Annotated in this window: 21 protein-coding genes and 1 pseudogene; 11 read left to right on the forward strand and 11 right to left on the reverse strand. The window is 73.4% G+C overall.

Going from position 1 to position 23259, the window contains the following annotated elements; translation table 11 throughout:
* Positions 1 to 15: 15 nt before the first annotated feature.
* Positions 16 to 1824 carry a thiamine pyrophosphate-requiring protein gene (locus LZ495_RS08615; protein ID WP_235051415.1) on the reverse strand — a complete coding sequence of 603 codons (1809 nt, stop codon included), beginning with the start codon at positions 1822 to 1824 and terminating at the stop codon, positions 16 to 18.
* Between the two features lie 173 nt (positions 1825 to 1997).
* Positions 1998 to 3152, reverse strand: a pseudogene (locus LZ495_RS08620) (carboxylate-amine ligase).
* A gap of 145 nt (positions 3153 to 3297) precedes the next feature.
* On the opposite strand from LZ495_RS08620, the gene LZ495_RS08625 reads away from it, so the two are divergent.
* The 7 genes from LZ495_RS08625 (at position 3298) to LZ495_RS08655 (ending at position 9725) form a co-directional block, all read left to right on the forward strand.
* Entirely contained in the window at positions 3298 to 3642 is a 345-nt protein-coding gene (locus tag LZ495_RS08625; protein WP_235051516.1) for a DUF3040 domain-containing protein, read from the forward strand.
* A 56-nt stretch (positions 3643 to 3698) separates the two neighbouring features.
* A complete protein-coding gene (locus tag LZ495_RS08630; RefSeq protein WP_235051416.1) occupies positions 3699 to 3890 on the forward strand; it encodes a hypothetical protein in 192 nt (63 codons plus the stop codon).
* A gap of 274 nt (positions 3891 to 4164) precedes the next feature.
* Positions 4165 to 5103, forward strand: coding sequence for a sigma-70 family RNA polymerase sigma factor (locus tag LZ495_RS08635; protein WP_235051417.1), 939 nt, complete (start codon positions 4165 to 4167; stop codon positions 5101 to 5103).
* Complete coding sequence (locus tag LZ495_RS08640; protein ID WP_235051418.1) at positions 5100 to 5627, forward strand: ATP-binding protein; 528 nt, start codon at positions 5100 to 5102, stop codon at positions 5625 to 5627. The genes LZ495_RS08635 and LZ495_RS08640 overlap by 4 nt, the downstream gene beginning before the upstream one ends.
* 44 nt (positions 5628 to 5671) lie before the next feature.
* A complete protein-coding gene (locus tag LZ495_RS08645; RefSeq protein ID WP_235051419.1) occupies positions 5672 to 8164 on the forward strand; it encodes a SpoIIE family protein phosphatase in 2493 nt (830 codons plus the stop codon).
* A gap of 52 nt (positions 8165 to 8216) precedes the next feature.
* Entirely contained in the window at positions 8217 to 8636 is a 420-nt protein-coding gene (locus LZ495_RS08650) for a DUF6479 family protein (protein ID WP_235051420.1), read from the forward strand.
* Positions 8637 to 8684: 48 nt separating this feature from the next.
* The gene (locus LZ495_RS08655) at positions 8685 to 9725 is read left to right on the forward strand and encodes a cation diffusion facilitator family transporter (RefSeq protein ID WP_235051421.1); all 1041 of its coding nucleotides are present in this window, start codon (positions 8685 to 8687) and stop codon (positions 9723 to 9725) included.
* A 6-nt stretch (positions 9726 to 9731) separates the two neighbouring features.
* On the opposite strand, the gene LZ495_RS08660 is transcribed toward LZ495_RS08655, so the two are convergent.
* From LZ495_RS08660 to LZ495_RS08675, 4 genes are all read right to left on the reverse strand, one after another.
* Entirely contained in the window at positions 9732 to 10856 is a 1125-nt protein-coding gene (locus LZ495_RS08660) for an aminopeptidase P family protein (protein ID WP_235051422.1), read from the reverse strand.
* Positions 10857 to 10955: 99 nt separating this feature from the next.
* A complete protein-coding gene (locus LZ495_RS08665; RefSeq protein WP_235051423.1) occupies positions 10956 to 12239 on the reverse strand; it encodes a threonine/serine exporter family protein in 1284 nt (427 codons plus the stop codon).
* Between the two features lie 208 nt (positions 12240 to 12447).
* Positions 12448 to 13884, reverse strand: a complete 1437-nt coding sequence (gene argG, locus LZ495_RS08670) for an argininosuccinate synthase (RefSeq protein WP_235051424.1) — start codon at positions 13882 to 13884, stop codon at positions 12448 to 12450.
* A 295-nt stretch (positions 13885 to 14179) separates the two neighbouring features.
* Complete coding sequence (locus LZ495_RS08675) at positions 14180 to 14950, reverse strand: GNAT family N-acetyltransferase (RefSeq protein WP_235051425.1); 771 nt, start codon at positions 14948 to 14950, stop codon at positions 14180 to 14182.
* A 148-nt stretch (positions 14951 to 15098) separates the two neighbouring features.
* On the opposite strand from LZ495_RS08675, the gene LZ495_RS08680 reads away from it, so the two are divergent.
* From LZ495_RS08680 to LZ495_RS08690, 3 genes are all read left to right on the forward strand, one after another.
* Positions 15099 to 15632, forward strand: a complete 534-nt coding sequence (locus LZ495_RS08680) for a F0F1 ATP synthase subunit B family protein (protein WP_235051426.1) — start codon at positions 15099 to 15101, stop codon at positions 15630 to 15632.
* 120 nt (positions 15633 to 15752) lie between these two features.
* Positions 15753 to 16235 carry a MarR family winged helix-turn-helix transcriptional regulator gene (locus LZ495_RS08685; protein ID WP_235051427.1) on the forward strand — a complete coding sequence of 161 codons (483 nt, stop codon included), beginning with the start codon at positions 15753 to 15755 and terminating at the stop codon, positions 16233 to 16235.
* A gap of 109 nt (positions 16236 to 16344) precedes the next feature.
* Complete coding sequence (locus LZ495_RS08690) at positions 16345 to 16782, forward strand: hypothetical protein (RefSeq protein WP_235051428.1); 438 nt, start codon at positions 16345 to 16347, stop codon at positions 16780 to 16782.
* Between the two features lie 75 nt (positions 16783 to 16857).
* Here the strand turns inward: LZ495_RS08690 and LZ495_RS08695 are convergent, their stop codons facing one another.
* Together LZ495_RS08695 and LZ495_RS08700 are read right to left on the reverse strand one after the other, a co-directional pair.
* On the reverse strand, positions 16858 to 17484 hold the full coding sequence (locus LZ495_RS08695; RefSeq protein ID WP_235051429.1) for a carbonic anhydrase: 627 nt from the start codon (positions 17482 to 17484) through the stop codon (positions 16858 to 16860).
* A gap of 388 nt (positions 17485 to 17872) precedes the next feature.
* The gene (locus LZ495_RS08700) at positions 17873 to 18754 is read right to left on the reverse strand and encodes a LysR family transcriptional regulator (RefSeq protein ID WP_235051430.1); all 882 of its coding nucleotides are present in this window, start codon (positions 18752 to 18754) and stop codon (positions 17873 to 17875) included.
* A gap of 84 nt (positions 18755 to 18838) precedes the next feature.
* Here LZ495_RS08700 and LZ495_RS08705 point away from each other — a divergent pair, with 84 nt between their 5' ends.
* On the forward strand, positions 18839 to 19780 hold the full coding sequence (locus tag LZ495_RS08705) for an EamA family transporter (protein ID WP_235051431.1): 942 nt from the start codon (positions 18839 to 18841) through the stop codon (positions 19778 to 19780).
* 18 nt (positions 19781 to 19798) lie between these two features.
* Here the strand turns inward: LZ495_RS08705 and LZ495_RS08710 are convergent, their stop codons facing one another.
* The 3 genes from LZ495_RS08710 to LZ495_RS08720 all read right to left on the reverse strand — a co-directional run bounded on the left by LZ495_RS08710 (position 19799) and on the right by LZ495_RS08720 (position 23237).
* The gene (locus tag LZ495_RS08710) at positions 19799 to 20578 is read right to left on the reverse strand and encodes a hypothetical protein (protein ID WP_235051432.1); all 780 of its coding nucleotides are present in this window, start codon (positions 20576 to 20578) and stop codon (positions 19799 to 19801) included.
* Positions 20579 to 20649: 71 nt separating this feature from the next.
* Complete coding sequence (metX, locus tag LZ495_RS08715; protein WP_235051433.1) at positions 20650 to 21777, reverse strand: homoserine O-acetyltransferase MetX; 1128 nt, start codon at positions 21775 to 21777, stop codon at positions 20650 to 20652.
* Positions 21778 to 21794: 17 nt separating this feature from the next.
* Entirely contained in the window at positions 21795 to 23237 is a 1443-nt protein-coding gene (locus LZ495_RS08720) for a bifunctional o-acetylhomoserine/o-acetylserine sulfhydrylase (protein WP_235051434.1), read from the reverse strand.
* Between the last annotated feature and the right edge of the window lie 22 nt (positions 23238 to 23259).

Genomic DNA, 23259 nt, shown 5'->3' on the forward strand with positions numbered 1-23259 from the left:
ACGTGAGTCCTCGGCTCACGAGTCTTTGCGGTGCGGGGACTTGCCGCCGGGCAGGAAGTCCTGGAGCTTGGCCTTGAGCCCCTGCTTGACCACCGCGGCGCGGTCGCTGTCGCCGCGCAGCACGGCTTCCGCGGCCGACTCGATCTGGTCCCAGGTGGCGTGCGGCGGGATGGGCGGCACTGCCGGGTCGGTGCGGATCTCCAGCACGCACGGCCGGTCGGAGGCCAGCGCGGCCTCCCACGCGGGCGCGACCGCGTCCTTCTCGACCGCCTGGAAGCCGCGCAGCCCGATGGCAGCAGCGAAGTCCGCGTACGGGACCGGGGGCAACTCCTGCGAGGGCAGGAATTGCGGGGCGCCTTGCAAGGCGCGCATCTCCCAGGTGACCTGGTTGAGGTCGCGGTTGTCCAGGACGCACACGACCAGGCGCGGATCGGCCCATTCCTGCCAGTACTTGGCCACGGTGATCATCTCCGCGAGGCCGTTCATCTGCATCGCGCCGTCGCCGACGACGGCGATCACCGGGCGGTCCGGGTGCGCGAACTTCGCGCCGATCGCGTAGGGGACGCCGGGGCCCATGGTGGCCAGGGTGCCGGACAGCGAGCCGCGCATGGTCCCCCGCATGCGGAGGTGGCGGGCGTACCAATTCGCCGCGGAGCCCGAGTCGGCGCAGATGATGGCGTCGTCGGGCAGCAGGTGGTCGAGCGTGTGCACGGCGTACTCGGGGTTGACGGGGTCGGCGCTCACCGCGGCGCGCCGTTCCATGACCTCCCACCAGCGCTCGGTGTTCTCGCACACCGTGCGCTGCCAGCTGCGGTCCTCCTTGCGGACGAGCAGCGGCATGAGCCGTTCCAGCGTCGCGGCGGCGTCGCCGACCAGGTTGACCTCGAAGGGGTAGCGCAGGCCGACCATGAAGGGGTCGATGTCGATCTGCACCGCGCGGGCCTGGTCGAACTCGGGGAGGAACTGCGTGTAGGGGAAGCTGGACCCGATGCTGAGGAGGGTGTCGCAGTCGCGCATCAGCTCGTAGGAAGCCCGGGTGCCGAGCAGGCCGATCGCGCCGGTGACATACGGGAGCGTGTCGGGCAGGACGTCCTTGCCGAGCAGCGCCTTGGCGACGCCCGCGCCGAGGCGTTCGGCGAGCTCCTCCACGTGCGGGCGGGCGTTGCGTGCGCCTTGGCCGACCAGGACGGCGACGCGCTCCCCCGCGTTGAGGACGGCCGCGGCGCGCCTCAGGTCCTCGTCGGCGGGCACCGGCGCGGAATGCGCCATGCCGAGGCTGGACGGCACCATCTTGAAGGCGTGCGAGGGGGGTTCGTAGTCCAGATCCTGTACGTCGTTGGGCAGGATCACGGCGGTGACGGTGCGCCGCGCATAGGCGGTGCGCACCGCCCGGTCGAGCACGTTGGGGAGTTGCTCGGGGACGGTGACCATCTGGCAGTACTCGCCGGCGACGTCCTTGAACAGGCTCAGCAGGTCGACTTCCTGCTGGTACGAGCCGCCCATCGCACTGCGGTCGGTCTGCCCGACGATCGCGACCACCGGAACGTGGTCGAGTTTGGCGTCGTAGAGCCCGTTGAGCAGGTGGATCGCACCGGGGCCAGAGGTCGCCGCGCAGACGCCGACGCGGCCGGAGAACTTGGCGTAGCCCACCGCGGCGAGCGCCGCCATCTCCTCGTGCCGGGCCTGGATGAACCGCGGCCGGTCGCCGGCCCGTCCCCAGGCCGCCAGCAGGCCGTTGATGCCGTCGCCGGGGTAGGCGAAGACGTATTCGACGTCCCATTCACGCAGCCGCTGCAGGATGTAGTCGGAGACTTTTGCGGACACGGAAACCGCCCCTTCCGGTTTTGCGGTGCGAAGTGTTGCGGTGCGAGGTGTTGCGGTGCGAGGTGTTGCGGTGCGAGGTGTTGCGCCTTGCCGAACGGGTCGGCGCCGGTCGCGGGGCGCGCGACGCCCGCCCGCTCCGTCCAGCGGCTAGCCGCTTCGGGCGGCGGGAAACATCACACGTGTGCGGATCGGGCCGGAGCCGGCCGGCAGCCGTCGTCGGTGGAACCGGCTTCCGTGCAGGCCGCCAACGTCTCGACCACGTCTTGCAGCCGTCCGTGCCGGCGGTAGGCCGCGCGCTGGAGGCGCGCGCCGTCGCCGGCCGCCAGCAGCGACTTCAGGAGGCCCTCCGCGGCGTCGAAATCCCCGGCGGCGAGGAGCCCGGGGCGCGCCCGGAGCAGCAGTGCCCGGGCCAGTTGCGCAGCCGGGACGCATCGGCCGGTGGCCGGGTCGATGCCCTGACCGGCAAGGCCGTCGCGAGCGGCCCGCCAATGCGCGACCCGCAGCAACTGGTCGGGGAGCGCGGGCGCGTCGCGGCCCGCCCGGACATCGTCCAGCAGGCCTGCACACAGTCCGCGCACCAACGCGGCGGCGAGCACGGTCGTGGACACGTCGGCGTTGCTGTCGGCGACGCGGATCTCCAGCGTCGGGTGCTGCTCGGACAGCCGCGCGTACCAATAGATCATGCGCCGGTCGATGAGCGTCTCCGAGGCGACCAGGGCGTCGGCGGTGACGTCGTAGGCTGCGGCGTCCGCGAACAGCGGGGTCGGGCCGGCGGTAGGCCATTGCGCCCACTGCATCGGCCGCCACGCCGCATATCCGCTGTCCCGGCCGTCCAGGAACGGCGAGTTGGCAGTGAGGGCCTGGACGGTCGGCAGCCAGGGCCGGAGGTGGTTGGCGACGCGCACCGCCTATTCGCGGTCGCCGATCCCGACGTGTATGTGGCATCCGCAAACACCGTCGCCTTGGGCGCCGACGACCGCGGCGAACCGCTCGGCCATGTGCCGGTAGCGCGGCCCTGCGGTCAGGACCGCGGCATGCGTGCCGCGCAGGACGGCGGTGCCGGTCGCGACGAGGCGGCAGTCGGCGAACGCGGCCGCTGCCGACGCGGCACGCCGCAGCGCGACGAGGTCGCGCCGCAGCGCGTCCAGCTCGCAGGTCGGCTGGGTGGCCGTCTCCACCTGGGTACGCAGGAATTCCGCCTGCAGGTCTCCGCCGATCATGTCGCGCCCCCAGGCCAGGACTTCGGGCGCACGCGGGACGGTCCTGCCCGTGGCCCGGTCGACGAGGAAGAACTCCTCCTCGACTCCGAAGCTGAGGATGCCGGTCATGATCCGGCGCTACCCGCGGACCGCCGCCGCTATCGGCCCGCGGCGAAGTACCCGGGGACATGCCGGAACCGCGCCGCATTGCCGCGTGTCGCACGTCCGGACCCGGGTAGCGGCGGACGGTGACGGAAGGAAACGCGCCGTGGAGATGAGTTCGATGGACGGGTCAGGACTATCCCCTCGGGAGACGCAGCTGCTGGCGCAGATCGAGGCCGCCCTGAGCGTGGACCGGCGGCTGACCCGGATGCTGGCCACGATGCAGCCTCGACGTGTCCGCCGGCCCCGGTCCGACGGACGCATACGGATGCGCTGCGCGGCGCTGCTCGTCGTCGTCGGCGTCTTCCTGCTCGCCGCCGCACTCGGCACCGGAGTCGCCGTGCTGATCGCCGCTTGGACGGCCTGCTGGGGGCTCGCGCTGCTTCTCGCCGCCACCGCGCTCGCCGACCGCCTGCAGCGGCGGCACCGCAAGCCGCCCGATCCGCAGTCTCCGTGACCAGCCGGCGCGCGGATCACCCCTCCGCGTGCCGAAGTTCCGCGAAAGGACCGGCCATGACCATCCCGTTCCCCTCCGACCCCGACGCGCAGCCGCCCGCGCCGGGACGCTTCCCGCCGCCCGACCCCCAGCCCCAGCCGGTGCCCGATCCGGGCCCGCTCCCGCCCGATCCCGGTCCGCTCCCGCCCGACCCGGGTCCCGGTCCCGGACCGGCTCCCGACCCGGAGCCCCAGCCCGAACCGGTCTAGGCACGCGCCGCTCGGCCGGCCTGGGGAATGTCCGGGCCGCGCCGGCCGTGTCAGGGTCTCGAGAGCGGGTAGGGGTCTCTTATGGCTGGCGAGCCCTCTCGGGCTCGACCGCCGGACGGTATATGTCCGTCCGCCAGGCACTCTCGTGCCGGGTCTGCCGCCCGCCCGAAGCAGTCGGGTGTCCGGAGGCCTTCCACGATGTACAACCCTGCGCGCGCCCTGCTGCGCTGCGCCGGTGATCCCGTGGACTCAGGATCCGCAAGGAGCCGACGCCATGTCCGCCCTCCCCGAGACCCCGCGCGTTACCGCGTGCCCCCGCTATAGCCAGGCTCAACTGCGCCGCATGTCCAAGGACGAGGCCCGGGCCGTCAGCGACAAGCTCATCGGGGAGATGCGCCGACTGGACCCGGCCGACCCGCTGCACGGCGAATTGCGGGCGGTGGTCGTCGAACTCAACATGCCGCTCGTCCGCTATGTCGCCCGCAGGTTCTCGCATCGGCGCGAGCCGTACGACGACATCCTGCAGACCGGCGTGGTCGGCCTGATCAAGGCGATCGACGCGTTCGACCTGGAGCGCGGCGTGGCGTTCCCGGGCTTTGCGCTGCCGACCATCTCCGGCGAGATCAAGCGGTTCTTCCGCGACACGTCCTGGCCGCTGCACGTCACCCGCGGCCTGCAGGAACGCTTCATGGCCGTGGCGCGCGCGTCCGACGACCTCGAACAGGCGAACGGGCACGAGGCGACCGACGACGAGGTCGCCGCGGAGCTCGGCATCACGGCCGCCGAGGTCCGCGAGGGCCGCGACGCCGGGCACGGCTACATGGTCGACTCGCTCGACGTGGGCAGCCACGATCCCGACCCCGGAGGCGGTCCGCTGACGCGCATCCCCCTGGCGGAACGGCTCGGCTCCGACGACGTCGAGCTGGAACTGGTCGAGTTCCGGGTCGCGGTCAAGCCGCTGCTGGCCGAGCTGCCGTACCGCGAGCGCCGGATGCTCGAACTGCGTTTCTGGGGCGACCTGTCGCAGCGGGACATCGCCGAGCAGCTCGGGTTGTCGCAAATGCACGTATCGCGCCTGCTCAGCGCGACTATGACGACGCTGCGCGAGCGCCTCGAGGCGGACCCCGAGACGGACTCCGAGCCGGACTCTGCGGCGGAGCGTCCCCGGGCCGACGCGCGCGTGCCGGCCGGACCCCCCGGAGCCGTGGCATGACGTGGCGCGATCCACCGAGTCCGCTCGTCCGGATCCTCCGCAACGACCGGACGGACCGGCCCGGGGCCGTCCAAGGCCGGCGACTGGTCGTCGACCTCGACGGCTCGGCCGGTTCGGTGCGCACGGCACGCCTGGCGGCCGCGTCTTTTCTCACCGATGCCGAGGCCGTCCCCGCCCTTGCCGCAGCCTTCGCGTCGCCGCGCGGCGCCTACCGCACGGCACTGGAGGACGTCCTGCTCGTGATCGCCGAGTTGGTGGCCAACGCGTGCCGGCACGCGCCGGGCCCGTGCCGCCTGACCGTGTACCCGACGGCCGAGACCATCGAGGTCGCCGTCCACGACCGGGGCGGCGACCGGCTGCGGCTCGGATCCGACGGGCTGCGCGCCTGCTACGGGCTGATCATCGTCGCCCGGCTGACCCGCGGGATCCGGGTGACCGCCGAGCGCGACGGGAAGGTCGTCCAGGCCGCGGTGCCGCTCGGTGTGTCGTCTCCAGGAACCGTGCCGCGTCCCGGCCTACGCTGAAAAGGGTTCGGTGCCCGGCCCCGGGTGCCGCCCTGCCGGGAGTGATGATGGCCGAGGTGTACGGAACCGCGGCGGACCCGGGCCCTCCCGAGGGCGGGCCGCCGGATCCGGTGACGGCCGCGACCGTCGACCGGCTGCGCGGCGAGGTCACCGGACTGCGGCAGGCCATGCGGTCGCGCGCGGTCATCGAACAGGCGAAGGGCGTGCTGATGGCACGCCGCGGGTGTTCCGCGGACGAGGCGTTCGCGGAGCTGGCGCAGCTGTCCCAGGACACCAATACCAAGCTCGTGGACGTCGCCGCCGACCTGCTGGGCGTGGTCGCGCCGCCGGCCGGGGACCGGGCCGCGGCCGCGCCGGGCGCGCCGGCCGCCGCGGATCCCCCCGCTCCCCCGGACTTGGAGGGCTCCCGCGCAGCCCGGCCCTCCGCTCACGACCGCACGACAGGCGGCGCGGAACCGCACGCCGCGGAACCCGCGGACGCGCCGGACGCCTTCGCGGCGCGCTACCACGTGGCTGCGGCCGCCGCGGCTGCCGCAGCGGACGCCGACGAGCTGGCCCGGCTGCTGTGCCGCGAATGCGCCGCGGTCCTGGGCGCCGACGCGGTGGCCGTCGCGGCCCTCGAACCGGACGGCGGGCTGCGGCTCGTGGGCACGTCCGGCGTTGCGATGGCACGCGTCAGCGAGTGGCACCGCATCCCGCCGCAGACCTCGATCCCGCTCGTCGACGCGGTCCGCACGGAGCGTCCGGTGCGGATCCGGGACCAGGCCGACTTCGCCGCCCGCTATCCACATCTGGCCGCGGGGCGGCTCATGCCCGGCGCGGGGTTGTGCGCGCTTCCGCTGTCCGGTCCGGACGGTGCCGCACTCGGTTCGGTCGCGGTGTCCTTCCCGGGGACGGATGCGGTCCTGGACGACGCCGACGCCATGGCGTACCTGCACTCGTTGGCAGGGCTGTGCGCCCGGGCGCTGGCGCGGATCGGCGCGGGGGCGGCGCCCGGCGAGGCGGGTCCGGGCGGCGCCATGTGGTTCCGCGCGTTCGTGGACACCCTGCTCGACCCGATGCTGATCCTCGTGCCGCTGCGTGCGGACGACGGGCCGCGGGCCGTCGCGGACTTCCGCGTCGAGTACGCCAATTCGGCGACCGTCGACCTCGCCGGCCGGACCGCCGAGGATTTGACCGGCGGCCGGATGAGCGAGTTGTACCCGGGCATGGTCGAGTCGGGGGTCTTCGCGCGGCTCCTGGAGGTCCAGGCGACCGGTGTCGCCTACGAAGGGCTCGCCGAGCAGTTCGTGGAACTGGTGTCGGGCGCGCTGCACTCGTCCACGATGACGCTGCGTGCCGTGCGCTTCCTCGACCGCCTGCTGGTGAGCTGGCGCATCCACGACGAGGACGAGCGCCACGCAGCGCAGCTCTCCCAGGCCCGGTCGCTGGGCCGCATCGGCACCTGGCACTACGCCGTGGGTACCGGCGAACTGGCCTGCTCACCCGAGGTGTTCGAGATCATCGGGCTGCCCGAGTCGGCCGCGCTCCCGACACTGGGGCAGGCCGCCGAACTGGTGAATGCGGCCGATCTGGATGCCATCACGACCGCCTGGGACAAGCTGCTCACCGAGCACCGGCGGCAGACGGTGGAGTTCCGGATCGCCCGGCCGGACGGCGGCGTGCGCAGCGTACGGGCGTCCGCCGAGGCCGCCCCCGGGCCGGATGCCGAGTCGGCGCTCATGGTCAGCGGCGTCCTGCAGGACGTGACCGCGGGGCGGCGCACCCAGGACGCCCTGGCTGCGGCGCGCAGCGCACTGGTCGAGGAGCGCGGGCGGACCGAGGTGCAGCACGACGCGGTCCTGACCCTGCAGCAGGCGCTGGTGCGGTCACCGGAGAGCGTCCCCGCCGACATCCGCTTCGAGGCGCACTACATTCCTGCCGAATCCGCGGCCCGGGTGGGCGGCGACTGGTACGACGTGGCGGGGCTGCCGGACGGCCGGACACTGGTGGCCATCGGCGATGTGTCCGGGCACGGCCTGCCCGCGGTCGCGGGCATGATGCAGTTGCGGCACGCGCTGCGCGGCATGGCCTACACGGGCGCCGAGCCTGCACAGATCCTCGCGTGGCTCAACCGCATGCTGTGCCACCAGCGGGCGGACTACATCGCGACGGCGGTGTGCGGCCACCTGGTGGACGGGGTCTTCACCTGGGCGCAGGCCGGCCATCTGCCCCCGCTGCGGGTGCGGGACGGCGTACCGGACGTCCTCACGCCGCCGTCCGGCATGGTGCTGGGCGCGGTCGAAGAGGCCCGGTACGCCTCGACCGCGGTCCGTGTCGCGCCCGGCGACGTCGTGCTGCTGTACACGGACGGTCTGATCGAGCACCGCGGAGACGACCTGGGACGCGGCCTGTCGCGTCTGGTCCGCACGGTCCGCGACGGCCCGGCCGACGATGTCCGGGCGTGTGTGGCACACGTGATGAAGACGCTCGGCACGCCAAACCCGCAGGACGACACCTGCCTGATCGGCTTCCAGGTCCCGTCCGGTCCCGGATGATCCAATAGCGCTCCCGGCGGGTCATCGAGGAGCCCGGGGGTAGCCGCCGGGCATGACTTCCCTCGCCTTTGCCGACCTGGCCGCCCCGAGTGCCGGGACCGTCGCGCTCGCGATCCTGGCCGTCGCGGTCATCGCCGGGCTGCTGATCCTCCCGGTCGTCCACGGCGTACGCCACCGCCGTCGGCCGCCGCCCGAGGCGCCGCCGTTCCGCGCGCATTCGTGGGACACCCCCGACCACCGGAACGCATCCGAGGCGAGCCCGCAGCTCGAGCCGGACGAGGGCACCGGCGCCGACGCGCGCACGGACTCGGGCTCGGGCTCGGGCGCCGACACCTGGACCGCCGCGGGGCCGCATCCGGAGGAGCGCGAACCGTCCGAGCTGCCGCATGACGGGAGCCGGATGACTCCCCACGAGTTCCCCGGGTTCGGCAACATGAGCTCGCGCATACGGCGCCGCCCCCGCAAGCCCTGAGCCGCCGCGCGGTCGAATGCGCTGCGGTCCCCCGGGTAGCTGCCCGACATGGCAGGCGACGACGTGCACGGACATGCCCGCACGTCCGCGTCCGCGGACGATGCGGGCACCCGCCTGACCGTCTGGGTGGCGCTGGCCGCCAATGCGGTGATCGCGGTCGCCAAGGCAGTCGCAGGTGCCGTCGCCGGCGCCCCCGCGCTGCTCTCCGAGGCCGCGCATTCGGGCGCGGACTGCCTCAACGAGGGCTTCCTGCTCGCCTCGCTGGCCCGCAGCCGCCGCTCGCCCGATACCGAGCACCCGTTCGGCTACGGCAAGGAACGCTACTTCTGGTCGCTGCTCGCCGCCGTCGGCATCTTCGTGGTCGGCGGCTGCTACTCGTTCTTCCAGGGCTTCGAGGCGCTGCGCGAGACGGCCGAGCCGGACGTGGGCGCGTACACCGCGGGCTTGGCCGTCCTCGGCATCGCCCTCCTCGCCGAAGGCGCCTCGCTGCTCCGGGCCCTCGCGCAGGTCCGCGGGCAGGCCCGCGAAGCGGGCGTCCCGGTGCTGCGGCAGATGCGTACCGTGCCGGACCCGGCGCTGCGCACGGTGCTGGCCGAGGACAGCACCGCGGTACTCGGTGTCCTGCTGGCCGCGGCGGGGCTCGGTCTGCATATGGCCACGGGCAACCCGGCGTGGGAGGCCGCGGCGTCGATGTCGATCGGCCTGCTGCTGGTGTTCACCGCGTACCGGCTCGGGCGCGCGGCGCGGGACCAGCTGATCGGCGAGGCGGTCGACGCCGGGCTGCAGCGCGACATCCTGCGGTACCTGTCCGCGCAGCCGGAGGTCGACGTCGTCACCCAGTTGCTGACCATGCGCCTCGGCCTGCACTCGACCCTGCTGGCCGTCCGCATCGACCTGACCGACGGCCTGGACAGCGCCGGGGTCGAGGCGATGTCGGGACGGCTGAAGCAGGGGATCCGGGAACGCTGGCCGCACCTGGACCACGTGTTCCTGGACATCACCCGGGCCGGCGCCGGGGATCGCCGGGCGGCGCGCCGCTTCCGCGCCGAACTGGACGACGCCGTGGCCGAGTCCGCGGCGCCGGACTGAGCCGGGTCAGGCGACGATGGCCATCTCGTGGGGCGTGTTGTTGAGGCGGCGGCCGCCGTCCGCGGTGACGGTGACGATGTCCTCGATGCGGACCCCGAAGCGGCCCGGTAGGTAGATGCCGGGTTCGATCGAGAAGCACATGCCCTCGACGAGGGGCTGCTCCTCGCCTTCGATCATGTACGGGGGTTCGTGCGTGGTGGTGCCGATGCCGTGGCCGGTGCGGTGGATGAAGTACTCGCCGTAGCCCGCGTCCGCGATGTGGCGGCGGGCCGCGCGGTCGACCTCCTGGCAGGCGATGCCGGGGCGGACGGCCTGGTAGCCGGCTTCCTGCGCGGCGCGCACGACGTCGTGGACCTGCTGCTCCTCGGCGCTGGGTTCGCCGACGTGCACGGTCCGGGTCGTGTCGGAGCCGTAGCCGTGCTTGAGGCCGCCGAAGTCGAGGACGACCATGTCGCCGTGCTCGATGGTGCGTTCGCCCGCCTCGTGGTGCGGGTTGGCGCCGTTGGGGCCCGAGCCGACGACCGTGAAGTCGACCTGCGAGTGGCCGAACTGCCGCAGCAGGTCGGCGAGATCGGCGGCCACCTCGGTCTCCTTGCGGCCCGCGAAGCGGACCTTCTTGATCTCCTCGTATGCGGCGTCGGCGGCCGCCCCGGCCGCGGCGACGCGGGCCAGTTCGGCGGCGTCCTTGACGGCCCGGAGCATCGGGAGCGCCTTGGTGACCGCGGCGTACGAGGTGTCCGGGAGGGTCTCCTGCAGGCCGAGCAGGTGCATGGCCCAGGTGCTGTCGCTCAGCGCGTACCGGCCCGCGGTGTCGAGGAGCGGGGAGACCGCGGCGTAGGGGTCCTGGCCGTCGGTCCAGTCCCGGAGGGTCAGCGCGGGCGCGCCGGCGGCGGCGGACGCGTCGGGTGCCTCCAGCACGGGGACGACCATGACGGGGTCATGTCCGGCGCGCAGCACCAGGAGCGTGAGGCGTTCGGTCATCGCGGTCGGCTGGTAGCCGGTGAGCCAGACGAGGTCGGGGCCGGGGGCCACGAGCAGTCCGGCGAGTCCGGCGTCGGCGGCCGATCCGGCGGCGTGCGCCATGCGGGCCTTGTAGTCGTCGCTCGTGAACGGGGCGGGGGCGTCGGTCATCAGGCTCTCCGTCGGGGCGCCGGGTGGTCGAGATCCACGACCATGCTCACCCGCACGGCGCAGGCGCGCGACCCGGCGGGTGCGGTGCGGGCGTACGGATCAGGCGTCCGGCGCGGCCGGCTGCGGCCCCGGTGCCGCGCGCCAGGCGGGCCGCGGGACGAGTGCCGCCCCGGCAATCAGGCCGAGGGCGATCACCACGACCTGGGTGACCAGTTCGCCCAGGTCCTGGAAGCCCTGGATCTTGTGGCCGCCGGCCAGGACGGTGAGTCCGCGCAGGCCGAGCGAGCCGACGGTGAGGGTGAAGAAGCCGGCCAGGACGAGGACGATCCGCGGCGGCCGGTGGTCGGGCCGGGCCAGGAAGGAGGCCGCGGCGGACAGCACGGTGGCCGCGACGAAGGTGCCCGCGACGGACCCGGCGACCTTGGTGGCGCCGGCCTGCACGGCGAGCGGCAGGTAGACCAGCACGAGCATCCAGCCGAAGAGCCGCCACGGCACGCCGAAGGCGAGCAGCGCGCCCAGCGCGAAGACCGCCCAGCCGAGCAGGACGGCCCAGTAGGGCAGGTCGTCGGGCGCCTGCCGGTCCGTGAAGGTGCGCAGCGAGGTCCCGGTGAGCGCGGCGCCGATCACCACCCCGATATAGAGCTGGACCAGCAGGAACGTCGCGTACACGAGGCGGACCGCGCCGGTGGTCAGGCTGCCCGCGGCGAGTTCGGTGGCCGCGGCGCTGAGGATGTCGCCGGGCACCAGGAAGAACAGCGCCGGGAGCATGATGAGCACCTTGCCGCCGTGCGAGCTGTCCTGGGCGAAGACGGCCAGGGCGGTGGTGGCCACGGCGGTGGAGGCGAGCAGCGGGAAGACCAGGTTCAGCCGCGGCCGGGTGGCGGCCGCGACCGCGAGCACGGCGGTGATGGTGGCCAGGACCGCAGTGGAGCCCACCTCGTACCAGGTGCGCTGCACGGCCGGGGCGAACCCGACGGAGAAGAGCACGATGCCGACCAGCCGCAGCCACCACGGGTACGGGTCGGGCGATTCGGTGATCGCCCGGAGCCGCTTCTCGGCGGTCGGCAGGTCGACGCGCTGCCGCGTGATGTCCACCGCCAGCTGCTTGACGGCGACGGCGCGGTCCAGGCGTCCCACATCCGGGAACCGGCGTACGACGAAAGTACGGGTCTCTCCCCCGCCGGTGATGCTGACCGCCGCGCTCTCCGCGGTGAGCAGCAGGTCGGCCCGCCCGCCGTAGGCCCGCGCGACGTCGTCGGCGATCTCGGCGATGGCCTCGGCGCCTTCCCCGCTGCCGTGCAGCATGAGCCCGGTGAGCTCGTCCAGCAGCGCGGCCAGCCGGTCCAGGTCGACCGGCCCGGTTGCCGGGGCCGTCGCGGTCACAGGCGCCTCCGCAGTCGATGGAGCGGGGACGCCGGCGCCTCTCGGCCGACGCAATCCGCCTATCGGGACAAGTTAGGCGTATTTACTGCGGATTGCCCTGATTGCCGGAGCCCGTGTCGCGCCGGACGGCCCGCACACGCCGAAGGGCCGTCCCGGTCTGGTGCAGACCGGGACGGCCCTTCGAAGGTGCTGCGCGCGTGATGGGGCGTCAGTCGGTGCCCAGCTCCATGGCGGCGCGGTCCAGCGCGTCCTCGTCCGGGGCGGTGCCGCGCGAGGCGATGGCCTCGGCGCCGCCGTCGGGGAGGGCGCCGATGAGGCCGGTCGCGGCCGCGGTGCCGACGGCCGGGTGGTCGGCGCCGAGCAGGCCGATCGAGGCGTACTGCTCGAGCTTCGCCCGCGAGTCGGCGATGTCCAGGTTGCGCATGGTCAGCTGGCCGATGCGGTCGGACGGGCCGAACGCCGAGTCCTCGGTGCGCTCCATGGACAGCTTGTCCGGGTGGTAGCTGAGGGCGGGGCCGGTGGTGTCGAGGATCGAGTAGTCCTCGCCGCGGCGGAGCCGGAGCACGACCTCGCCGGTGATGGCGGTGCCGACCCAGCGCTGCAGCGACTCGCGGACCATGAGGGCCTGCGGGTCGAGCCAGCGGCCCTCGTACATGAGGCGGCCGAGGCGGCGGCCCTCGTTGTGGTACTGCGCGAGGGTGTCCTCGTTGTGGATGGCGTTGACCAGGCGCTCGTAGGCCGCGTGCAGCAGTGCCATGCCCGGGGCCTCGTAGATGCCGCGGCTCTTGGCCTCGATGATGCGGTTCTCGATCTGGTCCGACATGCCCATGCCGTGCCGGCCGCCGATGGCGTTGGCCTCCATCACCAGGTCGACGGCGGAGGCGAACTCCTTGCCGTTGATGGTGACCGGGCGGCCCTGCTCGAAGCCGATCGAGACGTCCTCGGTGGCGATCTCGACGGCCGGGTCCCAGAACCGCACGCCCATGATCGGGTCGACGGTCTCGACGCCGGTGTCGAGGTGCTCCAGGGTCTTGGCCTCGTGCGTGGCGCCCCAGATGTTGGCGTCCGTGGAGTACGCCTTCTCGGCGCTGTCCCGGTAGGGCAGCCCGCGCTCGAGCAGCCACTCGGACATCTCCTTGCGGCCGCCCAGCTCCTGCACGAACCGCGCGTCGAGCCACGGCTTGTAGATCCGCAGGCGCGGGTTGGCGAGCAGGCCGTAGCGGTAGAACCGCTCGATGTCGTTGCCCTTGAAGGTGGAGCCGTCGCCCCAGACCTGCACGTCGTCCTCGAGCATGGCCCGGACCAGCAGGGTGCCCGTGACCGCACGGCCGAGCGGCGTGGTGTTGAAGTACGCGCGGCCGCCGGAGCGGATGTGGAAGGCGCCGCAGGCGAGGGCGGCGAGGCCCTCGTCGACGAGAGCCGCGCGGCAGTCGACCAGGCGCGCGATCTCGGCACCGTAGGTCTTGGCACGGCCGGGGACCGACGTGATGTCGGGCTCGTCGTACTGACCGATGTCGGCGGTGTAGGTGCAGGGGATGGCGCCCTTGTCGCGCATCCAGGCGACGGCCACCGAGGTGTCGAGGCCACCGGAGAAGGCGATGCCGACACGCTCGTCGACGGGCAGGGAAGTCAGGACTTTGGACACAGGAAAACTATGCAGTCCTCCGCATGTTCATGCAAGGCCGTTTCACATATCGGTCACTCGTCCGGGTAAAAACTCGGCCTTGCGCACGATGCCAATGCCCCAGTTCAGGGCGAAACGGACAAGCATGAGGGACGCGAAGCCGCGGGCGCGCGGGACCTTCGTCACATCCCGCACGAGTCCCGCGCCGGTTCGGCACCGGTACGGCCGATGCGTCACCACCCAGGCATATGGGTTATACAGGCCAGACGTTTCACCCGTGTCACCCGGGTCTCACCGGCCCCGGGCGGCGCCGCGGTCAGGCCGCCGGCGGGATGGTGAGGGTCATGAACGAGCCGGTCAGGGCGAAGCCGAGCTTGTCGTAGGTGTTGCGGGCCCGGTTGCCCTCGGTGACCGTGAGGCCGATCGCGCGCACCCCGTCCTGCGCGGCGCGGGCCAGGGTGCTGCGCAGCACGGTCACCCCGAGGCCGGCGTACCGGGAGGCCGCGTCGCGGAAGACCTCGGTGATCCACGGCCCGCCCATCGGCGCGCTGCCCGGGCGGTCGCTCACCAGGCAGGCGGCGATCGGCCGGGAGCCGTCCAGGACCGCGACGCTGCACGGCATGAGTCCGCCGATCAGCGTCCCGTCGAACAGGATCGCGAGCTGCTCGCGGGCGCTCTCGAAGGTCTCGCCGTGCCGGTTGTCCGGGTGGCCGACCGGATACGCGGACATCCACGCGGGCGTGAGGTGGGCCGCCTCGAGGTCGCCCGCCGGGACCATCACCATCGTGCGCGGCAGGGCCGGGAACTCCCAGCGCGGTTCCGGCGGGGCGGCCGCCAGGTCCCAGGTGTAGCAGTGCGAATGCCGGCGCAACTCGGCGCCGTGCGCCGCCAGTTGCACGCCGACCTCCTCGTCGACGGACACGTGCCAGTCCGGCAGGCCGGCGCGGATGGCGGCGACGAGGTCGGGTACCGGCGTACCGGGCGCGGCGCGCAGGTCGTCCGCCCACGGGCGGCCGCCGCGCATGCCGGCCAAGTAGTCGGCGACGATGCGCCCCCGGGCATCGCGGAGTGGCTCTCGTTCGGTCATCAGGTCATTGTCGCGGGAGCCCGGAAGCCAGGCGATGCGGAGGACCAATTGCGCGCAGTTCCGGCGAAGTTGCGGCGAACTGCCCTGCTGCGGACCGCGCCGCGGACCCGGTGGCGGGTGCGCACCGGCGCGCACATAGGGTGTCCGCATGGGACCTCTGACGCCTGACGTCGCCGACCTGATTGTCGCCATCCTCGCGTTCGCCTTTGTGTTCGCGATAGTCGGCGGCGTGCTGATACCCCGCATCACCAAGGTCCTCGCCGACCGCCACGACGCGCTCGAGGGCGGCTTCGACCGCGTCGGCCGCCTCGAGGAGGAGATCCGCGAGGCGAAGGCCGAGCTCGTCCGCGAGACCGCCGACGCGCGCCGCGAGGCGGCCCGGATCCGCCAGGACGCCGTCGACGAGGGCGCCGAGGCGGTCGCCGAGGCGCGCGGCGAGGCCGGCCGGGTGCGCGACGAGCTGGTCGCCGCGGGCCGCACCGCGATCGCTGCGGAGCGTGCCGCCGCCGAGGTCGTGCTGCACGCCGAGATCGGCATCATCGCGACCGAGCTGGCCGCCAAGATCATCGGCGAGCAGCTCGGCGAGTTCACCGCCTCGGGCGACACCGTGACCCGGTTCCTGGCCGAGGTCGAGGCCCGCGACGCCGCCAAGTCGGGCGCTGCGGAAGCTGCGGACGCCTGAGTCCGAATCTTCGGCCGAGGGGCCATCGGGGCGTTTCGCCCTGATGGCCCCTCGCTGTTTTCCGGGCCGCGCGGCGCCTATACTGGACAACAAAGTTGTCGATATGCGAGGGGTACGCCGATGGCTTCCGCGCCGCACGATGCGCCGGGCTTCGAGCTCCCGCTGCGCATGTTCATGGCCTTCCGCATGGCCCTCGACGAAGTGCACGCCGAACTCGCCGCCCAGGGCCACCCGGATGTGCGCCCCACGCACGGCTACGTCTTCCAGGCCATCGGCCCGCACGGCACCACCGCCGCCGACCTGGGCCGCGCGCTCGGCATCTCCAAGCAGGCCGCCGGCAAGTCCATCGCCACGTTGGAAGGCCTCGGCTACGTCACCCTTTCCCCCGACCCGCACGACGCGCGCCGCAAGCTCGTGCACCTGACCGCGCGCGGGGTGGACGTCCTGGTCCGCTCGGCCCGGGTCTTCGAGACCATCCGGGCCCGCTGGGCGGCCGAGCTGGGCCCCGAGCGGCTGCGCGAACTCGAGGCCGACATGCGCCGGATGACCCCGGACGACTTCTTCCGGCTGGACGTCCCCGGCTGGTTCGGCTCGGTCGGCTGACTCCCGGCGGCACCCCAGTCCGCACCCGGCGCCCGGCCGGGCCGCGCTAGCATCCCTCCGGGCTGCCGGGGGGCGAGCCAGGGACACGTCTACGGACAGGGGGACCGTGATGATGCGTAGCGGGGAGCGGACCGGAAGATCCGCGGCGGCGCGGCGCGCCGCCCGGCGGGCCGCGGTGGGCGCTCCGCTGATCGCGGCGGCATTCGCGGTCGCTGCGTGCTCGTCCGACATCATGGACGGCCCGATCCACGACACCACCCGCGACTACCTCAAGGCGGTCGCCGCAGGCGGCTCGGCCGAGGCGTTCCACGGCCAGTGCGGCGGGAAGCCCGGCGAGGACCCGTTGAAGGTCCTGGCCGGGGAAGGCACCGGGTTCACCGCCGAACTGACCGGCTCCGTGGAGAGCGGCGACACCGCGACGGTGAACGTGTCGATCACCGGCACGGACAAGACGCCGAGCCCCTACAACGTCGATCTGCGCCGCGAGGGCGGGACGTGGCGGGTGTGCGGGATCTCCACGGGCAGCGTCCACATCGACGTGGACTGACCGGCCGCCCGCCCGGCGCCGGGCCGGCCGTCGGCCGGCCGCGGCGCCCAGGCTGCGCTGGTCAGGCTGCGCTGGTCAGGCGGGCACCTCGACGCCGCGCGCCGTCACGACGCGCGTGCTGCCCTCGGCGAGCCGGTACGACATGCCCACGACGGCCGCGCGCCCGGCCTCGACCAGCTCGGCCAGCACCCGGGAGCGGTCCATGAGGACGTCGACGGTGTGCCGGACGTGCTCGTCGATGATGTCGTCGTCGGAGGTGAGTCCCGCGGCCCGGGCGGCGAGGACGCTGGGGGTCACGCGCTCGATGACGTCGCGCACGTAGCCGCTGGTCGGCAGCCCCTCCTCGACGGCCTGCCGGGCGGCCGCGACCGCACCGCACGAGTCGTGGCCGAGCACGACGACCAGGCGGCAGTCGAGCACTCCGGTCCCGTACTCGATGCTGCCCAGCACCTCGGCGCCGAGCACCTGGCCCGCGGTGCGCACCACGAACAGGTCGCCGAGCCCCTGGTCGAAGATGATCTCGGCGGCCAGGCGCGAGTCGGAGCAGCCCAGCAGCACCGCGAACGGCGTCTGCGCGGGCGCCTGGTCGGCGCGGCGCGTGGCGTCCTGGTTGGGGTGCTCGGGCACGCCCGAGACGAAGCGCTGGTTGCCCGCGAGCAGTCGGGCGAGAGTCTCGGCAGGCGAAGACGCGGCAGATCCCATATGGCTGAGCCTACGAGCGCCGTGATCATCCTGTGCGGCCACCCCCCTGCGCGTCCGCCCCGCGTCACCCATTCGCCTGCATGCGCCGGACGTTGGCCGCCCGGCTGAGGCATCCACGATGCGAGACACTGCGCATCGTGGACCTCGCCCGCCGGGGCGGCAGCGCGACGCGCGACGCCTGTTGCCGGACGCGACGGGCACCGCCGTACGGCCGGGGACGGCCCGAACTCCCCGCATTCCGCGCCGAGATGCCCCGGATCGCTCCGCAACGCGCCGTCCGCCGAAGCCGTTCGCGGATGGCGCTGACGCGGCGGCCGTCCTCGGGACACCAGTTCCGCAATCCGGTGCCGAGTTCCCGCGGCAACGCCCGGAGCGGCGCGGGCGGGGTTCAGGACCCGGCGAGCATGGACGCCACCAAGGCCAGCGGCGGCCAGTCGCGGCGCCCGTGCGGGGCGACCGCGTAGCAGCGCATCTCCACGTGCGGCGAGGCGAGCGGCAGGATGCGGACGCCCGGAACCACGGGGACGTCCATCGGGAGCAGGCCGACGCCCAGGTCCGCGGCGATCATCTCCTGGACCAGGTCGAGGCTGTCCGCGCGGTGCGTGATGCGCGGATGGAAGCCGGCCATCGAGCCCAGCGTGCCGATCACGACGTCGTCGGCGGTGTTCCGCGAGTTGACGATCCAGTCCCGGGTCCGGAAGCGGGCGAAGACGTCGACCGCGTCGGCGGGCGGCAGCGCGCCCTCGTCGGGTACGGCCAGTCCCCAGCGCGTGGTCCACAGCCGGGTCGTCCACACCGAAGGGTCGGGCGGCTCCGGGGCCATGTTGTAGTCGTACGTCAGGGCCAGGTCGACCTCGTCCGCGGCCAGCATCGCCAGCGCCTCGGCCGGCTCGTGCTCGCGGACCAGCACGTGCAGGCGCGGATGCGTCCCGGCGAGCTCGCGGACGACGGGCAGGAGCGAGCGGCGTACCGCGGTGGCGAATCCGGCGGCCCGCAGCGTGCCGTTCGGCTCGGCGTCCGAGCCCACGTCGAGGCGGGCCGCCTCGACCGCGGCGAGGATCGTCACGGCGTGCTCGGCGAGGCGGCGGCCCTGCGGGGTGAGGCGTACGCGCCGCCCGTCGGGCTCGATCAGGGTGGCCCGCATCTCGCGGGCGAGGACGCCGATCTGCTGGGAGACCGTCGAGGTGGTGGTGTCCATCGCCTCCGCGACCGCGCGCATCGAGCCGAGCCGGGCCAATTCCGCGAGCATCTCCAGGCGGCGTGTCTCCATGAGCCCATTGTCCGTCATCTTCGAACGGATCATCAACAATCAACACGTGGACACGAATGATCCATACGGCGTGTACTGGTCCCCATGAAGACCCACCACCTGGCTCCGCCTGCCCGCGGAGTCCAAGCCGGCGCGCTCATGGCGGTATCGGCCATGCTGTGCGTCCAGCTCGGGCTGGCCGCCTCGGTCCACATGTTCGACAGCCTCGGCCCGCTCGGCGCGGCCTGGGTCCGGCTCGCCTGGGCGGGCGTGATCCTCCTGGTCCTCATACGCCCGCGCCCCTCCGACTTCACCCGCAAAGACCTGATCGCGTGCGTGGTCCTCGGCGTCGCGACCGCCGCGATGATGCTGCTGTTCATGAGCGCGGCCGCCCGCATCCCCCTGGGCACCGCCAGCGCGCTGGAGTTCCTCGGCCCGCTGGGCGTGGCCATGTACACCGCCCGCGGCGGCCGGAAGATCTGGGCGCTGATCGCGGCGGCCGGCGTCCTGCTCCTCACCGAGCCGTGGCACGGCGGCGTCGACCTGCTCGGCGTCGGCTTCGCACTCGCGGCCGCGGTCGGCTGGGCCGCCTACATCCTGCTCACCCAGCACGTCGGCGACAACGTCACAGGCCTCAAGGGCCTCGCCGTATCGATGCCGGTCGCCGCCCTGGCCGCCACCTTCGTCGCCGCACCGACCGAGGCGGGCAACCTCACCTGGCAGCTGCTGCTCATCACCCTGGCGCTGGCCGTGCTGCACCCGGTCCTGCCGTTCACCCTCGAATTCCTGGCCCTGCGGAAGCTGAGCACCGCATCCTTCGGCGTCCTGATGAGCGTGGAACCGGCCATCGCCCTGCTGATCGGCCTGGTCTTCCTCGGCCAGATCCCGGGCCCGGCCTCGGTCCTCGGCGTCGTGTGCGTGGTCGCCGCGGGGATGGGCGCCACCCGGTCGGGTGCGCGTACCGAGTCGGCAGATTCCCCGGCCGAGGTTCCCGCTCCCCCTGCAGAGCCCGTCCCGGACGACACGCGCTCCGGCGCGCTCGTCTGAGCGCCGGCCGGCGTCCGCTCAGGTGGTCTCCGCCGCGCACCAGTCCACTGCGGAGAGGCCGAACTCCGCCATCAGGCGCCGCATTCCGGGGAGGGCGGCCGGGTGGGCCCCGGCGAAAGCCAGCACGGACACCAGCGGCCCGTCCTCCAGTCCGTAGACGGTGACGCCCTCGCCCGCGTCGAAGGCGTACGACCCGGCCACCCGGCCCGGCTGCCCGCCGAACCCGACGCCCCGGTGGACCTGGCCCTGTACCGGGATCAACTCCGTCAGCCGCTGCATCGGCAGGGCGACGCCGTCCAGAGGAACGGTCGGCGTCGCCCGCACGTGCAACTGGTCGAAGACGCGCAACTGCCGGCCTTCGTGCGTCACCTGCTGAGCATGGAACCGGTGGATCCGGCGGATCTCGGCCAGCTCCATCGCCACCTCCGCACCGACCAGGCCGGACACCAACTCGACCTGCCGCCAGTCGTCTTCGTGCAGCATGAAGAGCGGCTCGGGGCCGTCGTGCGGCTCCATCGCCGGGAGCGGGTCGCACAGTGTGGGCATCGAGTACTTCACGTCGCGCGGGGCCACCTGCTCGACGCGGGCCAGCGTCAGGACCAGGCGCCCCTGGGCCACGTACTCGGCGGCCGTGGGCGGATCGGCCCGGACCACCTCCCAGTCCACGCCGCCCATCGCCAACTGCGTCGCCGTCTCGAAGGATTCCGGCAGGTGACCCGCGGGCACCGGGCTGCGCGCGAACTCCGCGCCGGTCGCGGCGTCCACGAACAGGACTTGGATGACTGCTTCGTCGGCCATCCGCGTACGGTATCCGGCGTTCACGGGCCGCCGCAGGAGTCGCCCCCCTCGGCCGCCGCGGCCCCTCGGGGTCAGAAGGCTCCCCACGGAGTCGAAGGGCGGGTGTGGACGGCAGCCGGTGTGCGGGTCAGGGCGGCGGCCACCAGCGGGGCGACCTGGTCGAGTTCGATCAGGAAGCCGTCATGCCCGTAGGGCGAGTCGATCCAGGCCAGGTCGCGGGCGGTCGGGATGGCCTCGGCCAGGGCGCGCTGCTGGGCGGGCGGGTAGAGGCGGTCGGTGCCGACCGCGGCGACGGTGGTGGGGGCGGTGATCCGCGACAGCGCCGCGGCGATGCCGCCGCGGCCGCGGCCCACGTCGTGGCTGTTCATGGCCTCGGTGAGGACCACGTAGCTGCCCGCGTCGAAGCGGGCCACCAGCTTCGCGGAGTGGTGGTCCAGGTACGACTCGACCGCGTACCGCCCGTGCGGGCCCTCGCCCGGTTGGCGTTCCCGGCCGAAGCGGGCCTGGAGTTCGGCCTCGCTGCGGTAGGTGATGTGCGCGATGCGCCGGGCCACGCCGAGGCCGCGCCACGGGCCGGACTCCGGCGGCAGGTGGTGGTAGTCGCCGCCGTGCCAGCCCGGGTCGGCGCGGATGGCGTGGGTCTGGGCCGCGCACCAGGCGATCTGGTCCGCGGTGGCCGCGGCTCCGCAGGCGGCCAGGAAGAGCGCCCCCACGCGGTCAGGGTGGGTGACGGCCCATTCGAGGGCCCGCATGCCGCCCATCGAGCCGCCGACGACCGCCGCCCACCGGTCGATGCCGAGCGCGTCCGCGGCGGCGGCCTCGGCCGCCACCTGGTCGCGGATGGTGAGCCGCGGGAAGCGGCTGCCCCAGGCCCGCCCGTCGGGTGCGAGGGACGCCGGGCCGGTGGTGCCGCGGCAGCCCCCGAGCACGTTGGGGGCCATGACGAACCACCGGTCGGTGTCCAGCGCCCGCCCGGGCCCGACGAGTCCGTCCCACCAGCCGGGGCTGGGGAACCCCGGGCCGGCGGGTCCGGCGACGTGGCTGTCGCCGGTGAGCGCGTGCAGGACGAGCACGGCGTTCGACCGGTCCGGGGCGAGCGTCCCCCAGGTCTCGTAGCCGATCCGGACATCGGGCAGCACGCCGCCGGACTCGAGGTGCAGGGGACGGTCGAGGGCCAAGGTGCGCAGGCCGGACGGCATGCCGCTGCTCCGACCGGTCAGGCCGTCGGCACGGCGGCCGGCGGCGCGGGCGGGGCGGCGGCGTCCGCGCCGGGTTCCGCCGAGGCGCGGAATCCGGCCTCCAGGTCGGCGGTCAGGTCGGCGAGCCCTTCGATGCCGACCGCGAGCCGGACCAGTCCGGGCGTCACCCCGGTGGCGAGCCGCTCCTCCGGGGTGAGCTGGGCGTGCGTGGTGCTGGCCGGGTGGATCACCAGGCTGCGCACGTCGCCGATGTTGGCGAGGTGGCTGAAGAGCGTGAGCGCGTCCACGAAGCGCCGCCCGGCCGCGACTCCCCCGGCGAGTTCGAACGCCACGATGGCGCCGGCGCCGCGCGGCAGGTACCGCTGCCCTGCCTCGTACCAGCGGCTGTTCGGGAGTCCCGCGTAGTGCACGTGCTCGACCTCGGGGCGGCCGGACAGCCAGTCGGCGATCGCCGCGGCGTTGGCCACGTGCCGCTCCACGCGCAGCGAGAGCGTCTCCAGGCCCTGCAGGATGAGGAAGCTGGTGAGCGGCGCGATGGACGCCCCCACGTCGCGCAGCAGTTGCACGCGGAGCTTCGCGGCATAGGCGCCCGAGCCCAGGTCCGGCCAGTAGCGCAGCCCGTTGTAGCTCGCGTCCGGGGTGACGAAGCCGGGGAAGCGCTCGGCGTGCGCGCCGAAGTCGAACGTCCCGGCGTCGACCACGATGCCGCCGATGGCCGTGCCGTGGCCGCCGAGGTACTTGGTCGCGGAGTGCACGACGACGTCCGCGCCGTGCTCGATGGGGCGCAGCAGGTACGGCGTGGGCACGGTGTTGTCGACCACCAGCGGGACCCCGGCCGCATGCGCGACCCCGGCGACCGCCTCGATGTCCAGGACGTTCCCGCGCGGGTTGCCGAGGGTCTCCGCGAACAGCAGTTTCGTCTCGGGGCGGATCGCGGCCTGCCACGCGGCCGGGTCGTCGGGGTCCTCGACGAACGTCACGTCGATGCCGAGCTTGGGCAGCGTCCAGTGGAAGAGGTTGTACGTACCGCCGTACAGCGACGCGCTGGACACGATGTGGTCGCCCGCGCCCGCGAGGTTGAGCACCGCGAGCGTCGTGGCGGCCTGGCCGGATGCGGTGGCCACGGCCGCGACGCCGCCTTCGAGTGCCGCGACGCGCTGTTCGAGCGCGTCCGTGGTCGGGTTGTGGATGCGGGTGTAGATGTGGCCGGCCTGGGACAGGTCGAACAGCCCTGCGGCGTGGTCGGTGTCACGGAAGACGAACGAGGTCGTCTGGTAGATCGGGACGGCCCGTGCGCCGGTGGCCGGATCGGGTGCGGTGCCCGCGTGGATCTGGCGGGTCTCGAAGGACCACGTCGACGGATCGAGCGGCTCGGGCGCCGCCGCAAGGCCGTCGGCGGCATCGGCAGCCGTGTCGAGGGCAGTGCCGGGGGCGGCGTCGAGGGTGGTGTCGACAGTCATGCGCATCTCCTGCGGGGTCGCG

This window comes from Yinghuangia soli (assembly GCF_021502675.1).
GTDB lineage: Bacteria > Actinomycetota > Actinomycetes > Streptomycetales > Streptomycetaceae > Yinghuangia > Yinghuangia soli.

Bases quoted from the DNA above. Each gene is read 5' to 3' on its own strand.
- LZ495_RS08630 (WP_235051416.1), top strand. From the start codon at position 3,699: ATGACCATCCCGTTCCCCTCCGACCCCGACGCGCAGCCGCCCGCGCCG.
- LZ495_RS08680 (WP_235051426.1), top strand. From the start codon at position 15,099: ATGGGACCTCTGACGCCTGACGTCGCCGACCTGATTGTCGCCATCCTC.
- LZ495_RS08655 (WP_235051421.1), top strand. From the start codon at position 8,685: ATGGCAGGCGACGACGTGCACGGACATGCCCGCACGTCCGCGTCCGCG.
- LZ495_RS08710 (WP_235051432.1), bottom strand. From the start codon at position 20,578: ATGGCCGACGAAGCAGTCATCCAAGTCCTGTTCGTGGACGCCGCGACC.
- LZ495_RS08625 (WP_235051516.1), top strand. From the start codon at position 3,298: ATGAGTTCGATGGACGGGTCAGGACTATCCCCTCGGGAGACGCAGCTG.
- LZ495_RS08635 (WP_235051417.1), top strand. From the start codon at position 4,165: ATGTCCGCCCTCCCCGAGACCCCGCGCGTTACCGCGTGCCCCCGCTAT.
- LZ495_RS08695 (WP_235051429.1), bottom strand. From the start codon at position 17,484: ATGGGATCTGCCGCGTCTTCGCCTGCCGAGACTCTCGCCCGACTGCTC.
- LZ495_RS08720 (WP_235051434.1), bottom strand. From the start codon at position 23,237: ATGACTGTCGACACCACCCTCGACGCCGCCCCCGGCACTGCCCTCGAC.
- LZ495_RS08700 (WP_235051430.1), bottom strand. From the start codon at position 18,754: ATGGAGACACGCCGCCTGGAGATGCTCGCGGAATTGGCCCGGCTCGGC.
- LZ495_RS08685 (WP_235051427.1), top strand. From the start codon at position 15,753: ATGGCTTCCGCGCCGCACGATGCGCCGGGCTTCGAGCTCCCGCTGCGC.
- LZ495_RS08650 (WP_235051420.1), top strand. From the start codon at position 8,217: ATGACTTCCCTCGCCTTTGCCGACCTGGCCGCCCCGAGTGCCGGGACC.
- LZ495_RS08640 (WP_235051418.1), top strand. From the start codon at position 5,100: ATGACGTGGCGCGATCCACCGAGTCCGCTCGTCCGGATCCTCCGCAAC.
- LZ495_RS08675 (WP_235051425.1), bottom strand. From the start codon at position 14,950: ATGACCGAACGAGAGCCACTCCGCGATGCCCGGGGGCGCATCGTCGCC.
- metX (WP_235051433.1), bottom strand. From the start codon at position 21,777: ATGCCGTCCGGCCTGCGCACCTTGGCCCTCGACCGTCCCCTGCACCTC.
- LZ495_RS08705 (WP_235051431.1), top strand. From the start codon at position 18,839: ATGAAGACCCACCACCTGGCTCCGCCTGCCCGCGGAGTCCAAGCCGGC.
- LZ495_RS08645 (WP_235051419.1), top strand. From the start codon at position 5,672: ATGATGGCCGAGGTGTACGGAACCGCGGCGGACCCGGGCCCTCCCGAG.
- LZ495_RS08690 (WP_235051428.1), top strand. From the start codon at position 16,345: ATGATGCGTAGCGGGGAGCGGACCGGAAGATCCGCGGCGGCGCGGCGC.
- LZ495_RS08660 (WP_235051422.1), bottom strand. From the start codon at position 10,856: ATGACCGACGCCCCCGCCCCGTTCACGAGCGACGACTACAAGGCCCGC.